Source organism: Spirosoma montaniterrae, assembly GCF_001988955.1.
GTDB classification, from domain to species: domain Bacteria; phylum Bacteroidota; class Bacteroidia; order Cytophagales; family Spirosomataceae; genus Spirosoma; species Spirosoma montaniterrae.
The window spans coordinates 677,645-691,421 of sequence record NZ_CP014263.1; the positions used below are offsets into that span (position 1 = coordinate 677,645).

The window sequence follows — 13,777 nt, forward strand, 5'->3', positions numbered from 1 at the left end:
AAAAGAATAGGCTAAAAGTACAAAAAAACGGTGGACTGCCCGTGTTTTAGCATTTTAAATTGAGAATCGGCTATCTTTAGCAAAACATTAGCAAACCGAAGCCCGGATGACTCTCGTCAGCGATAATATCCGCTACCTGCGTAAACTCAATGGACTGACACAGGAGCAATTCTCCCGAAAAATTAACATAAAACGCTCGTTGCTGGGTGCTTATGAAGAAGGGCGCGCCAACCCGAACCAGCAGAATATGCAGGCCATCGCCAAAGCGTTTAACACCACCGTTGAATTACTAACGCGGCAAGACCTGCGCAAACTTCGCGAAACGCCCAACCTGAGTATCCCGCTGGGGCAGGCAACTACGGCGGAGCCGGTTACGCGCCATGCTACTATCCGATCTGACGGGAAGATTGACGCCCATGACGACGACCCGTTTCAGCACCCGGATTTTCCTGACATCTTTGCTGAACCCGCACCCAAAACGCCTGAGCCACAGCCGTTGACCAACGTGCTGAATAAATTTTACCGGCAAGACGAACCCCGCGAACCACGTCCGGCTCCTATACCCCCTGTAATTACACCCCCCGCCCGGCCTACCAACGAACGCGCTCAATCAACGGCTTTTCAGCCCGTTACGGGAAATTCGCCGGTCGATCATCTGTTTGGGCAACCCGCCGAACTCCGGCCTGCTACACCCCCGATGGCTCCCGCACCACCCGCTCGTCCGGCTGAGTCGTCGGGTTTCAATAACGTGTACGAAGCACCAAATGCGGTCAATCGTTCGGCTGCGGTGCTGCCCACAGTGCAAAGCATTCCGGTAGTTAGGCAAAATCAGTTTGGCGAATACGGGCAGCGGTATCAGCAGCCCGATTTTCTGCATCGGCTTCCGGCTATGCAACTCCCAACGTTGCCCGCTGGTACGTACCGGGCCTTTGAAGCGGGCGACGATTTTGCGTTTCCGGGTGCGTTGCTCGTGGGGCAGTTCGTGCGCAACTGGTTCGACATTGCCGATGGCAAACAATATATGTTGGTGATTCACAACCAGGGAATCTGCTATCGACGCGTGTATAACCAGGTGAAAATCAAAGGGACTCTACTTCTTACTGCCGACCGGCCCAATGTCCCCAATCAGGAGGTGCCGCTCAAAGACGTGGCCGAAGTCTGGGAAATCTGCGCGTTCGTGAGTCAGCAACTTCCCCCGCCTGCAACCAATACGGATCGGCTCCGGCAGTTGGTTGAAGAACTTCGCTTCGAGGTGGAGCGGTTGTAGGAACGGAGCGTTATTTACCGACACACAACCGGGACAATTGGAAATGCTGACAGGATACGGAAGGGGTGAAGCTGATAAATTATTTCTATTTAAACAGCTTTTGGGCTAATTCTTCTTTGGTCAAATCGAAATGGTCTGCAACGTTTTTCAGTATGTTGTTAAGCGTACCGATTTTGATCGGATCATGACGAGGAATTGTTTCGTGATGCTGGCCGTTTTGTGTAGTCTCGATTCTGACGTGACTCCCCGTCTGTCTAACAACCTCATAACCAAACGGTTTTAACAGCTTTATTAATTGAATGCCGGTCAGGTCGCGGGGTATTCTCATAAAGCAAATACTTCGTCTTTTACGAAATGCAGCCGAACCAACTGCGGCCACTCTGCCGGGCTATCATAGTGACAATCAACCGCATCCCGAATCATTGTTTTTAGTTCGGCAATGGTTTCCCCCTGCGTAAAAATATTTTCACCAACGGCCTGTGCCGTGTAGCCACCCTCCGGGTCTTCTTCTACCAAAAAGATTAGCTCTTTCATCTCTATCGTCCAATAATTCAACACAAGATAAGCATAAGCAGCCGAACCTTCGCCCGACCACTTACACCTTTCAACTTGACTCCGTTACTTGATATACCGAAAATCTTCTCCGCCTTTCAGGGCCAGCAGGGTTTCATACATCAGCTTAATTACGTTCTGCACGTCGTCCATATGCACGGTTTCGACGGTGGTGTGCATGTACTTGAGGGGCAGCGAAATCAGGGCCGAGGCAATGCCTTCGGTGGCATAGGCGAAGGCGTCGGTGTCGGTGCCGGTGGAGCGGCTAACGGCCTGCCGCTGGAACCCAATGCCCTGCTGTTCGGCCACGCCAATCATAAAATCGAGTACGTTATTCTGTACGGCAGGGCCGTAGCACAGCACCGGGCCGCCCCCGCATTTGAGGTCGCCCTGTTCTTTTTTGTCATACTTCGGCGATTGGGTGTCGTGCGTTACATCGGTGCAGATAGCAAGGTTGGGTTTCAGTCGCCGGGCAATCATTTCGGCCCCGCGCAGGCCAATTTCTTCCTGTACGGCGTTTACCACGTAGAGCGTGTAAGGCAGCGTAACCCCGTTTTCTTTCAGCAGCCGGGCCACTTCGGCAATCATAAACCCGCCCATCCGATTGTCTAACGCCCGGCCCACGTAATACCGCCCGTTGAGTTCCATCAGCCCATCGGAGAACGTCGCGACCGTACCGACGTGAATGCCCATTTCTTCTACTTCCTGCTTCGTAGCCGCGCCCACGTCGATAGTCAGGTCGGTTACTTTGGGAGCTGCGTCTTTGGCGAGGTCGCGCACGTGAATGGCGGGCCAGCCGAACACGCCCGGCACGGTGCCTTTTTTGGTGTGCAGATTCACGCGCATCGACGGAGCAATGAGCGCGTCGGAGCCGCCGTTGCGCCGAACATAGAGGTAGCCATCGTCGGAGATGTAGTTTACGAACCACGAAATCTCGTCGGAGTGGGCCTCGATAACCACGCTGTAGTCTTTGCCGGGGCCAACCACACCAACGGCTGTGCCGTAGGTATCAACGATGTATTCGTCGGTGTAAGGTTTGAGGTAATCTAACCAAATCTGCTGCCCCGACGACTCGAAGCCGGTGGGCGACGCATTGTTGAGGTACTGATACAGGAAATTCTTACTCTGCTCGTTCATTGTTACGAAAAAAATGGGTCTAAAAATTCTTTAAGGGGCTTCAGAGCCGGATGTGCCGGGTCGAGGTTCCAGTGTTTTTTATTGCGGTAGTCGCGGTGTTCTTCCTTAATTAGTTTCTTCTGAGTTTTGGTCTCACCCAGCAGGGCTTCCAGATAAGCGTATATTTTTGTTTTACGGGCCGGGAGCGTGAAAGCTCCAGAAGCTGTGTTGAGGGCTTTTTTAGTTGCCAAACACTGCTCATAAGTCTGCCAACAGTCAAAAATAATCTGATTATCAGGGCAAATAACTTCTTGAAGTAATGTCTCTAAATCGCCATCATTTTTATCGGCGTCTGAGTGAGTGCCATTGAAAGGCAGCAGAAAGTACGAAAAGCCTTGCTCTTGGCAAAACATGTCTATATCAGGCTGTTTGACAATATATTCGTCAGCATCAAAAATGACGAGCATTGGAATCTCTTCAATGCGCAGGGTCTGAATAATTGGGCTCAGTAAATTCATTCTGATAGGATCAGCGAATGAATCCTGACCGCCCATATCAAAAATGTCACCTGCTTCGACACGGGTATTCTTTTCGGCAAACTTTCCTTTCGATAGTTTAAGGCCGTACCATTCGTGAATCAAGTCCTGAAAGAATTTTTGGTCAGCAACTCCTTCAACAAAAATCTGAACATTACTCATCGTGCGCCACCCCGTGTATTAAAGCCAATATTGAGGGCGTATTCAAACTGCCCAAAATCGTAGGTGACTGCTTTTACTTCACCGGCTTTGTTTTCAATCAACGAAATATTCCGTGCGTCTTTCTGATAAGGCTGCATATCCGGGTCTTCCAACGCTTCAACAAACGCCTGCTGGCATTCGAGACTGTGCGTCGTAGCGAAAAGCTGAACGTTGTATTTGGCACAGAGTTGAAGCACGGTTTTCCAGTAATTTTTTAGTCTTGTAAAGTGAATGCCTGAACCGATTTCATCGACCATCAGACGGCGGTTTTGGGCGACGAATATTTCCATCAATAACATTGTGAGTTTGACTGTGCCATCACCAAATTGTCCAAGTGGAGAATAAAAGTTTCTGTTTGTTAATCCGATACTAAGGGTTTCTTGATTGTCAAATAATCGGTCTGGTCTGATTTCTTCCAGATTGGGAATTAATTGTTTAAGATTTTCTTCAAGCTCCTGTCGCGCTGCTTTGTTTCTGTTGAAATAATAATAAAAAAAACTCACCATATCCTCACTGAATGACGTATTAACTGGCAAAAATGGCATATACCAATCCAGGAAGTTTTTACCTAAATCCTGACGATTAAACAATGCATTTGCCAACGCTCCTACATAGTCAATTTGATCTTGGTTATCTCGGCTTACTGTCGATTTGATCCAAATGTTTGGCGTCTCACCTATACTATTTTTACGAATACGCTCTCTATCATATTCGCTTAGTTCTAATGTCGTTTTGAGTTCAATTTTGATTGAGAAGGGCTTATCATTTTCAACCGTAATCTGCAAAGGCTTACTTGATTCCTTAAGGGTAAATTCCCAATAATTGATTTTCCCCATTTCGTCTGGTTCCCCTGCCTTCAAACCGTAAATTTTACGGCTCATGAAATTAGTGAAGTAATTGAAGGAAAGACGAGCAACATTCTCATCAAAACATAACCCCTCCAGCACCGACGTTTTGCCTACGTTGTTATCGCCTACAATTAGGTTGAACTGGCCGAGATTGCTCATCTCGAAGGAGTCGAACCGCTTGAAGTTTTCGATTTTGAAATACGTGAGGTGCTGCTTTTCCATGACGCGCAAAAAATAAGGCAACGGACACGCCCACGCACGATGAGCCTACCCGTTGCCAAATCAACAAAAAAAACGGCAAACCGTCACGCTAAAACACTACCCGGTAACTCAGCACCGGCAGCAGACCGTTCTGGTAATTGGTGCGGATGGTGCCGGTCTGCGCGTCGAAGTAGCGGTTGAAGACGTTCAGGCGGTTGGTCACGTTCTGGACGTCGAGCGAGAGGGTGCGGGTGGAGTGGGGGCGGTTTTTCTTCCAGCTTAGCCGGATGTCGGTGCGGAAATAATCGGGGAGCCGCTCAGTGTAGGCGAGGTGGTCGAGCCGCACGGTTTCGCCCCGTTGCTGCGACGTCGCTACGTCGATGGGCGTATCGCGGTAGCCGCCGTAGTAGGTCAGTTTCAGGTTCAGGCCCACCACGCCGTTACGAAACAGGCCATGGTCGCCCGTCGTGAATTCTTTTCCGGCCAGGAAACTCGTTGCGTGCCGACCGTCGAAACGGCTGCTTCGCCAAACCTCGTCCGACCCGCGATACTCCGACCGATAGAGCGACGACGATAACAGAAAATACACGCCCCGGTTCAAGAACTGCTCCAGCGTCAGTTCAAGCCCGTAGTTGCGGCCCAGCCCGGTGTTGGTCAGTCGTTCGGTAGTCAGGCCGTCGAGGTAGTTGATGAGGGCGAACGAGTTGGCCGTGTCGGCACTGACGGGAATGTTAAACAGACTCTGGTAGTAGGTTTCGGCTTTCAGTCGCAGGTTGTCGGTTAGTTTGCGGTCGTAGGCCAGCACGAGGTGGTGCGAGCGCGTGAAGCCGAGATTGCGGTTTAGTGGCCGGGCCACGTCGCCGAGTTGCTGGCTGGCGAACAGCACAGCCGGGTTCTGCATCTGACTGTGCAGGCCATAGCCCAGACTCAGCGACTGCCCCGGACGGAACGCCCACCGCACCGAGCCGCGTGGCTCTACGGCGTCGGTGCCGTTTAAAAACAGCCGCAGGTAATGCAGCCCGGCGTTCAGCGTTAGCTGCTCCGACAGCCGGTAATTCCACTGCGCGAAAGCTTGCAGCGTCTGCGTGGTTTGCCCCGGCACGCGCACCGTTGTCAGCACTTGCCGACGCTCGGCATCCCATTCGTTGCGCGACAAATCGTAGCCAATCTGCGAGCCTATCAGCCCCGCCCGAATCGTATGTTGCGTGTTTAGTTTATAGGTTAACGTGCTGGAAACGATGCTTTTCCAGATGGTGTATTGCTCTCGGTAGCGCGGTTCGAGGGCGTAGCTTTCCAGCAGATAATCGCCTGCGTATTTGTTCTGATACCCCGATCCTGACACCACCGTTTTCAGAAACGCCCGCCGACCGAAATTAATCGAGTGCGTTAGGCCAACCGCGCCCGTATTGGCCGAAAACCGCTCGTTATAACGGTCGAAGGCGTTTTTCCAGGCGGTCGAATCGCGCACGGCGTCGGTATCCTGACTACTCAGCCCGCCGAAACCGAAGAGCGTGAGCGTACCGGCTTTGGCCGTTGGCAAGTAGACGTTGAACGAAAAATCCTGAAAGGTCGTCACGCCCGTTCCAACGTTCAGTCCCAGTCGGCTCAGTAACCCCAGCGTCGAATACCGGTAATTGAACAGGTACGAGCCTTTGTACTTCTTTGAAAAAGGCCCCTCACTCGATACGTCTACGCCCAGCACCCCGGCCTGGACGGTGTGTTCGGCGCGTTGGTTGTTGCCCCGGCGCAGCCGCAAATCGAATACACCCGACAGCGCGTTGCCGTACTCTGCCGGAAATGCACCCGTCATGAAATCAGAATTGGCGAGCAATTGCGCACTCAAAATCGAAATACCACCCGACGCCGTGCCAACGTTGGCGAAGTGATTCGGATTTGGAATCTCAACCCCTTCCATGCGCCAGAGCAGACCGTTGGGCGTGTTGCCGCGAATCACGATGATGTTGTTCCCATCGCTGGCTCCCACCACGCCGGCGTAGGCCGTTGCCATACGGGCGGGGTCGTTGATGGCGGCTGCGAATCGCTGCGTCTCTTCGACCGAAAATGTCCGGGCCGACACCGTCGCCATTTCGTTCAGTGGCTTGTCTTTCTCAACAGTCGGTTTTACCGTCACTTCAGCCAACTGTCCGATGGCTTCTTCGAGCGCAACGGTCAGTACCAATTCTTTGCCCGCATCGACTACAACGTTTGTCAGTAGCGCGTCTTTGTAGCCCACAAACGAAATTTTGAGCGTTTGCCGCCCCACCCGAACACCCGTCAGCCGAAACGAACCGTCGGCGTCGGTCAGCGCACCCTGTACGGGGTTGGTCGTCAATACCACGATTGTAGCACCAGGAATAGGTGTTTGCAGGCTTTGGTCAACTACGGTGCCGCGAACGGTTTGGGTCAGAGGCTGCGCGACTGAACGGGTGGAGAAAAAAAGGCCCATCAACAGGGCCGCAGAGAAAACGAGTCGCATAGCGGATCAGGTTGTTTGCCGCTATGACCACTGGAAGGGCATTTACCCCTATGCACTGGTACGAGCCAATGTCAGAGCCCCACCCGCAGCCCTGCCTGCCAGCCCAACCAGCCCGACCAGACATCCCGAAGCCTCAACGCGTTATTGTCTCTGACGACCACCGCAGGAAGGCTGATATTTGCCAGTGGACTCAAAGCCGAATCCTCTGTATAATAGCCGTTCAGGGTCGGACCAACCGATATACCGATGCGCGGACCAAACTGCTTTACCACGGTTGGCGAAAGCCGTAGCAACAGATTTGCGTCGTCGATAAACAGGTTGGTGCGGTTGAGTTGGTGAACCATGCCCTCTACTGCAAATGACCAGCCCCGGCGGTCGGCGGTGGCCGTGCCAAGGCCGTAGCCGTAACTCCAGACGTTGGTGGTCGGGTTCAGGCCCGCCGTAAAGACGTTGTAAAACTGCCGGACGCCGATGCGAAAGGTGGCGTTCAACGTTGTAATCTCGTTGGCCGACAGTTCGATGTTGCGGTAGCCGTTTTCTTTTACGAAACTCAGAAAACCAATCGGGGCTTTTTCCGATGAACGCGCTACGTTGATAAACCCTACCTGCCGCCCGCTGACCACGTCTTGAGCTTTGTTCAGAAAACCACTGATTTGCCAGCCTGTCAGTTGGCCCTGCACCACGTTTGTGAAACCGGCAATTTGCCAGCCCAGCACGTCGGCAGCGGCTACGTTGGCGAAACCAGCCACCTGAACGGCCTGAACGGTTTGGCGATTTGTGTTCAGAAAACCAGCCAGTTGCACACCGTTTGCCGTGCCTCGCGTAACGTTTGTGAAACCTGCCGCCTGAAAGCCGCGTACATTACCACCCACGGTATTGATGAACCCAGCCAGTTGCACCGGCCCGACATTGCCCTGATTCGTGTTCATAAATCCGGCTAACTGAACGCCCTGCGTATTGCCGCCAACAAGGTTGCCAAACCCTGCTGCCTGAAAGCCGCGCACGTCTTCGCGAATGAGGTTCATAAATCCACCCAGTTCCATCTTCCTGACGCCGAGCGCGTACCCCATAAACATGTTTATCGAATAATCGTTGATGATGCGCCCACCCAGCGAGCGGTTTGTGCCAAGACCCGGTACGAGCGATACCTGCCAGGTGCGGTATAAGGTATCACGGTCGAGGTTGATGCTGTTAATCAGTTGCTTAGTCGATAATGTCCAGCGGCCCAGCGTTTGGCGGCTGCGCTCCAGAAACGACGCGGGCATAGCGACCACGCCCGAATCGGCAGACGCGAACACGACGGGCCGTTCGGTCAGCATGGGCGTGGGGCGGCTGGCGGTATCGGTGGGGAGCGGTCGCGTGTCTAATGGGTCGATGACCGTTGGGCGGGGAATAGCCGTGAGGTAAATGTTCTGCGGCTGCGACCGGCGCGACGGTATGGTAAGCGACTGACTCAGATACGCCTGCCGCCGAACTTCGAGCCGCACCACCGACAGCGTAGCGGGCAATTTCAGCCGGTAATAGCCGTACTCGTTCGATACCGCCGACCGCAGCGAAGTGCGTTCAAACAGACTCACCGCTCCCACGCGTTCCGATGTTTGCCCGTCAATGATGTAGCCGTCGAGAATAAAATCTTTCGGCTGTTCGGGTTCGTCGGCCCGTAACAGAATAATATGATTACCCCGCGTCCGCAGCCGAATGCTGCCCCCGAACAATTGCCCCAGCACGTCGCGAACAGGCCGTTTGGTAGCTCGGAGCGTAACGGTTCGATTGGCGGGCAGAAGGGCCGGGTTGTACGAAAAACTGAACTTCCCGGCCTGACTGATTTTAGCTAATGCCTGACTCAGGGTTTCGTTTCGCAAATCGATTGACACCAATCGTTCGAGTGGGGGCGCAGGTTGGGCAATGAGTGAGAGTGGAAGTAGAAAAAGCAGAACAACTGTACGAAAACGGGTCATAACAAAGCGTGATTTTGGCCATATGACCAGCCAGTAGACCAAAACCCCTACTCGTAACAACCCGTTCCGCTCAAAACGCGCGTATTGCCCTCGCGCCGAACAGTCAGTGAGAGCGTTTCTGCCACTACAGCCAGCACAGCGTCGATGGGTTCGTTACCGAAGTCAGCCGTCAGATGGCAGTTATTGAGGTCGGCATTGTTCAGGCGAATATCAGTGCCGTACACCTCGCGCAGGGTTTGCACCACGTCGGCCAGCGATGCGTTTGCAAATGATAGTCGCCCGGTCTGATACGCCAGCCGGTTGGCATCGAGCGAAACAGGTCGGCGGATGGTATCAGCGGGGGCGAAATATGTCGCCTGTTGATTGGGCGTCAGCACTACAGCCTGCCTGCGAGCCGAAAGCTGCACCCGGCCCGTGCGCACCGCCACCCGAACGCTGTCGCCTACGACCCGCACGTTGAACGATGTTCCAAGTACGCGCACCACAGCCTGTCCTGCCCGTACCCGGAACGGATGCGCCGGGTCGTGGGCTACCTCAAAAAATGCCTCGCCCGTCAGCACCACCTCGCGGCTGCTGTCGGCAAACGTGGCTGGGTAGGTCAGGCGACTGTTTCGGTTGAGCAGCACCCGCGAGCCATCGGGCAGGGTGAATCGTTTCGGGCTGGTTGTTGTAGCGGCAGATAACTGTGCGGTCGGCTGTCCGACGTTGCCCGTGTCCCGCAGTCGCCAGACCGATACGCCCACCAGCACGGCCAACGTCAGCATGGCAGCAATGCGGCTGTAAACCAACCAGTTGGGGCGAGTTGGCGTAACGGGCATGGGCCGGATTTCAGGGTTGGAAACAGAAGGTTTCTGCATCTGCTTCCGAACATGCTGCCAGGCGGCTTCGGTGTTGACTGTCGTGGTTGGGGTAAGCGCGCTGGCGGTGGCCCAGATGCGGGCAAAGCGTTTATATTCGCGCTGGTTGGCTGGGTTGGTTAGCCAACGACGCACCCGGTCGGCCTCGGCTTCGGAGGCTTCGCCCGCCAGAAACTTGCCCAGCAGCGCGTCGTCGATAGGTGGTTGCGGTTCGGTTGCCATCATGCCCCGGCCTCTACGGCCAGCCAAACAAAAAGTGGTAAACAATCGCTCAATTCAGTACGGAGGATACGGAGTGCTTTGCCAATCTGATTTTCAACGGTTTTGGTGGCAATGCCCAACTGGTCGGCAATTTCTTTATACGATAATTCCTCAAATCGGCTCAGTTCAAAGGCGCGTCGGCATTGTTCGGGCAATCGGCCAATGGCCCGTTGGAGCCGCGTACTCAACTCGTCGGCCAGCAGAGCCTGTGTAGGGCTAACTGCGTCGGCGTAGAGTTCAGAAGCGGCCTGCTGTCGGTGCTGCGCCTGATTGGTTTGCTGACTGATTCGGTTCAGGCAGCGATTATGTACAGCCCGATACAGATACGCCTTCAGCGACGTGGTAATGAGCAGCGATTCGCGCCGTTCCCAGATTGTCACAAACACACTTTGCACTACCTCCTCGGCTTCGTCGGTATCGCCCACAATCGGGCTGGCATACCGGCAGAGGGGCGCGTAATACTGACGAAATACGCCCTCGAACACCGCTTCGTTGCCGATGCGGATTTCACCAATCAGGGTTTCGTCTGGGGTGGTCTGCACAAAAGGAGCGGTAATTGTCAGCAGAATTCTTCGTTTTCAGTGATTTTGCCCATATGACCATCAAATGACGGTATACCCCTACGCCGGATTGAAAATAACCCAATCACTTGACACGCGTACTACTCAAAACACCTAAAACCCAATGCGTTCGCGTTTTTGCTCGATGCCCATTGAGCGCAGCAGATCAAGAGCAATGCGGTCGTCGTGTTTACGTTTCCAGAAATCGGCTTCGAGCCGGAGTTTATCAATCTCGATTTGCTGCTTTTCAACGGTCAGTCGCAGGGTTTCAAGGTCGCGTTCGGTTGTGTTGTCGGCAAGCGGAATTGCCTGCACCGACACGGCGTCGTCGGTAAGCAGGGCCACGGGCGACAGGTCGAGCACAGCGGCAATCTGGCTCAGTCGTGAGAGCGTCAACTCGGTTTTGCCGCGTTCGATGTCGCCGTAAGCTGTGGTCGAAAGGCCCAGCAGATCGGCCATGTTTTCCTGCGAAAGACCGCGTTGCAGCCGTTGCAGGCGTATTTTTTCTTCGACGGATGGTTTCATATCAAGTAGTGCCGATAAAATCTAAACCGGAACCGACAGGGTTTTTCGGTTGCATAACGCATTTTTGTGTCGTTCAGTGCTAAGTGATTTAAACGCAGAGGTAGCAGAGATATACGCAGAGAGAACAGAGTTCTTTGCGTTCTCTGCGCTAACCTCGGTTTCCTCTGCGTTTAAACTGTCGAAACTTACACCCAGCAAACATAGTTTTTAAACTAAAGTGTCAATCCAATATATGAATTTTCAGAACGAATTCCGCAAGTTTGCCGTACATCATATGGGTCTCAACGGCCTCACCGTCGACGGCTATGTAAACCACACCATTGAGAACATGACCCGCTCGGTCATTGAAGAACGCCCGATGAATTTCCGGGAAGTAGACGTGTTCTCGCGTTTGATGGCCGACCGGATTATTTTTATGGGCCTGCCCGTTGACGATAATATCGCCAACATTATCGTAGCGCAACTGCTCTTCCTCGAATCGGCTGACCCGAAAAAAGACATTCTAATGTATCTGAACAGCCCCGGTGGTTCGGTCTACGCTGGTCTGGGCATTTACGATACCATGCAGTACGTGCGGCCCGACGTAGCTACGGTCTGCACCAGTCTGGCTGCGTCGATGGGCGCGGTATTACTGGCGGGTGGCGCGGCTGGCAAACGGTCGGCACTGCCGCACGCCCGGATTATGATTCACCAGCCGAGTGGGGGGGCGCAGGGCCAATCGGTCGATATTGAGATTACGGCCCGCGAAATCGTAAAATTACGCGAAGAGTTGTATCAGATTTTATCCGACCATTCGGGCAAAACCGTGGAGCAAATCGAGAAAGATTCGGACCGCGACAAGTGGATGCGGGCCGAAGAAGCCAAAGAGTACGGCCTGATCGATGAAGTGCTACGCCGGGAACGGTAGTGGCCTGAAGTGGGCCTTTGGCGCAGAAAATACAGCTTTCATCGAAGGCTGTATTTTTTATTCAGTTTATTTCTGGTGCAGACGTTTGCCCATTTGCCGACCGAACAATAACTTTGTTTGCTACGGATAGCCCGGTTGCTGCCGGGCTATCTTTTTTTTGCCAACTTCGACCAACAAATACACTGCAACCTTTCATGCCACAAATCAATTGCTCGTTCTGCGGACGGCGCAAAAATGAGGTGATGCTGCTGCTGTCGGGCATTGACTCACACATCTGTAATTACTGCATCGAGCAGGGGCATCAGGTGGTGCTTGAAGAAATGCGCCCGCGCCGAAGCGAACCGACCGAGATACACATCAACCTGATTAAGCCCGTTGATATGAAGCGGCACCTTGATCAGTACGTGATTGGTCAGGACGATGCTAAAAAAGCCATTACCGTAGCGGTCTATAATCACTACAAGCGACTGATGCAGCCCCGCACGACCGACGACGTGACCATCGAGAAATCGAACATCATTATGGTGGGCGAAACGGGTACGGGCAAAACGTATTTAGCCAAAACCATCGCTAAAATTCTGGAGGTTCCGTTTTGCGTGGCCGATGCCACCGTAATTACCGAAGCCGGCTATGTGGGTGAAGACGTAGAAACTATTCTGACGCGGTTGTTGCAGGCCGCCGATTATGACGTAGAGGCCGCCGAACGGGGCATTGTTTACATTGACGAGATCGATAAAATTGCCCGGAAATCTGATAATCCCAGCATTACGCGCGACGTGAGTGGGGAGGGCGTTCAGCAGGCGTTGCTTAAACTACTCGAAGGCTCTGTTGTGAACGTACCACCGCAGGGCGGTCGCAAGCACCCCGACCAGCGGCTTATTGCGCTCAATACCGAAAACATTCTGTTTATCTGTGGAGGGGCATTCGATGGCATCGAACGGCACATTACCAAACGTATCAATACCCGACCCATCGGCTTTTCGGGCGATAGGCGGCTCAACGATACATTCGAGAAAGGTCATCTGATGCGCTATATTTCAGTCCTTGACCTGAAATCATACGGATTGATTCCCGAATTGATTGGTCGGTTGCCTGTGCTAACACACCTCGAACCGCTCGACCGCAACGCGCTGATGCAGATTCTGACGCAGCCGAAAAATGCCATTACGAAGCAGTATAATAAGCTGTTTCAGATGGAGGGTATAAAACTGGACTGGGATCAAACGGCTCTCGATTATATTGTTGATAAAGCATTAGAATATAACCTCGGCGCACGGGGGTTACGCTCTATCTGCGAATCGATTATTACCGATGCCATGTTTGAATTGCCTTCGCAGCCGGGCGTAAACGAGTTTACGGTCAGCTTGGAATATGCCCACGAGAAGTTTGGTAAATCGAGTACGTATCAATTACGGTCGGTGGCCTGAGAACCATATAGACATAGAGTTGAACGGAACCGGCATCGCGTTGATGCCGGTATTTTTTTTACCGGTGACTGGATAAATGGCGCGG

The 13,777-nt window shown here is 53.2% G+C and carries 13 protein-coding genes; 3 read left to right on the forward strand and 10 right to left on the reverse strand.

Annotated elements, in window-relative coordinates:
• Positions 1 to 106 precede the first annotated feature (106 nt).
• A complete protein-coding gene (locus tag AWR27_RS02880; protein ID WP_077129810.1) occupies positions 107 to 1,267 on the forward strand; it encodes a helix-turn-helix domain-containing protein in 1,161 nt (386 codons plus the stop codon).
• Positions 1,268 to 1,352: 85 nt separating this feature from the next.
• Here the strand turns inward: AWR27_RS02880 and AWR27_RS02885 are convergent, their stop codons facing one another.
• The 10 genes from AWR27_RS02885 to AWR27_RS02930 all read right to left on the reverse strand — a co-directional run bounded on the left by AWR27_RS02885 (position 1,353) and on the right by AWR27_RS02930 (position 11,358).
• Positions 1,353 to 1,595 (reverse strand): type II toxin-antitoxin system HicA family toxin, encoded by a 243-nt coding sequence (locus tag AWR27_RS02885; RefSeq protein ID WP_077129811.1) that lies wholly within the window; start codon positions 1,593 to 1,595, stop codon positions 1,353 to 1,355.
• Positions 1,592 to 1,801 (reverse strand): type II toxin-antitoxin system HicB family antitoxin, encoded by a 210-nt coding sequence (locus tag AWR27_RS02890; protein WP_077129812.1) that lies wholly within the window; start codon positions 1,799 to 1,801, stop codon positions 1,592 to 1,594. Before AWR27_RS02890 ends, AWR27_RS02885 begins: the two co-directional genes overlap by 4 nt.
• A gap of 84 nt (positions 1,802 to 1,885) precedes the next feature.
• Entirely contained in the window at positions 1,886 to 2,956 is a 1,071-nt protein-coding gene (locus tag AWR27_RS02895; RefSeq protein ID WP_077129813.1) for a M42 family metallopeptidase, read from the reverse strand.
• 2 nt (positions 2,957 to 2,958) lie between these two features.
• Positions 2,959 to 3,633, reverse strand: coding sequence for a DUF3226 domain-containing protein (locus tag AWR27_RS02900; RefSeq protein ID WP_077129814.1), 675 nt, complete (start codon positions 3,631 to 3,633; stop codon positions 2,959 to 2,961).
• Complete coding sequence (locus tag AWR27_RS02905; protein WP_077133768.1) at positions 3,630 to 4,742, reverse strand: AAA family ATPase; 1,113 nt, start codon at positions 4,740 to 4,742, stop codon at positions 3,630 to 3,632. Before AWR27_RS02905 ends, AWR27_RS02900 begins: the two co-directional genes overlap by 4 nt.
• An 88-nt stretch (positions 4,743 to 4,830) precedes the next feature.
• Positions 4,831 to 7,197, reverse strand: coding sequence for a TonB-dependent receptor (locus AWR27_RS02910; RefSeq protein ID WP_077129815.1), 2,367 nt, complete (start codon positions 7,195 to 7,197; stop codon positions 4,831 to 4,833).
• 71 nt (positions 7,198 to 7,268) lie between these two features.
• The gene (locus tag AWR27_RS02915) at positions 7,269 to 9,155 is read right to left on the reverse strand and encodes an STN domain-containing protein (protein WP_077129816.1); all 1,887 of its coding nucleotides are present in this window, start codon (positions 9,153 to 9,155) and stop codon (positions 7,269 to 7,271) included.
• Between the two features lie 47 nt (positions 9,156 to 9,202).
• Positions 9,203 to 10,261 (reverse strand): FecR family protein, encoded by a 1,059-nt coding sequence (locus tag AWR27_RS02920; protein ID WP_157579097.1) that lies wholly within the window; start codon positions 10,259 to 10,261, stop codon positions 9,203 to 9,205.
• Entirely contained in the window at positions 10,234 to 10,815 is a 582-nt protein-coding gene (locus tag AWR27_RS02925; RefSeq protein WP_077129817.1) for an RNA polymerase sigma-70 factor, read from the reverse strand. The genes AWR27_RS02920 and AWR27_RS02925 overlap by 28 nt, the downstream gene beginning before the upstream one ends.
• 132 nt (positions 10,816 to 10,947) lie before the next feature.
• The gene (locus tag AWR27_RS02930) at positions 10,948 to 11,358 is read right to left on the reverse strand and encodes a helix-turn-helix domain-containing protein (protein ID WP_077129818.1); all 411 of its coding nucleotides are present in this window, start codon (positions 11,356 to 11,358) and stop codon (positions 10,948 to 10,950) included.
• A 232-nt stretch (positions 11,359 to 11,590) separates the two neighbouring features.
• Between AWR27_RS02930 and AWR27_RS02935 the strand changes: the two genes are divergently transcribed.
• Together AWR27_RS02935 and clpX are read left to right on the forward strand one after the other, a co-directional pair.
• A complete protein-coding gene (locus AWR27_RS02935) occupies positions 11,591 to 12,265 on the forward strand; it encodes a ClpP family protease (RefSeq protein WP_077129819.1) in 675 nt (224 codons plus the stop codon).
• Positions 12,266 to 12,459: 194 nt separating this feature from the next.
• Complete coding sequence (gene clpX / locus AWR27_RS02940; RefSeq protein ID WP_077129820.1) at positions 12,460 to 13,692, forward strand: ATP-dependent Clp protease ATP-binding subunit ClpX; 1,233 nt, start codon at positions 12,460 to 12,462, stop codon at positions 13,690 to 13,692.
• The last annotated feature ends 85 nt before the right edge of the window (positions 13,693 to 13,777 follow it).

What these genes read in the sequence shown, in the direction of transcription:
- AWR27_RS02880 (WP_077129810.1), top strand. Translation starts at nt 107, where the DNA reads ATGACTCTCGTCAGCGATAATATCCGCTACCTGCGTAAACTCAATGGA.
- AWR27_RS02885 (WP_077129811.1), bottom strand. Translation starts at nt 1,595, where the DNA reads ATGAGAATACCCCGCGACCTGACCGGCATTCAATTAATAAAGCTGTTA.
- AWR27_RS02890 (WP_077129812.1), bottom strand. Translation starts at nt 1,801, where the DNA reads ATGAAAGAGCTAATCTTTTTGGTAGAAGAAGACCCGGAGGGTGGCTAC.
- AWR27_RS02895 (WP_077129813.1), bottom strand. Translation starts at nt 2,956, where the DNA reads ATGAACGAGCAGAGTAAGAATTTCCTGTATCAGTACCTCAACAATGCG.
- AWR27_RS02900 (WP_077129814.1), bottom strand. Translation starts at nt 3,633, where the DNA reads ATGAGTAATGTTCAGATTTTTGTTGAAGGAGTTGCTGACCAAAAATTC.
- AWR27_RS02905 (WP_077133768.1), bottom strand. Translation starts at nt 4,742, where the DNA reads ATGGAAAAGCAGCACCTCACGTATTTCAAAATCGAAAACTTCAAGCGG.
- AWR27_RS02910 (WP_077129815.1), bottom strand. Translation starts at nt 7,197, where the DNA reads ATGCGACTCGTTTTCTCTGCGGCCCTGTTGATGGGCCTTTTTTTCTCC.
- AWR27_RS02915 (WP_077129816.1), bottom strand. Translation starts at nt 9,155, where the DNA reads ATGACCCGTTTTCGTACAGTTGTTCTGCTTTTTCTACTTCCACTCTCA.
- AWR27_RS02930 (WP_077129818.1), bottom strand. Translation starts at nt 11,358, where the DNA reads ATGAAACCATCCGTCGAAGAAAAAATACGCCTGCAACGGCTGCAACGC.
- AWR27_RS02935 (WP_077129819.1), top strand. Translation starts at nt 11,591, where the DNA reads ATGAATTTTCAGAACGAATTCCGCAAGTTTGCCGTACATCATATGGGT.
- clpX (WP_077129820.1), top strand. Translation starts at nt 12,460, where the DNA reads ATGCCACAAATCAATTGCTCGTTCTGCGGACGGCGCAAAAATGAGGTG.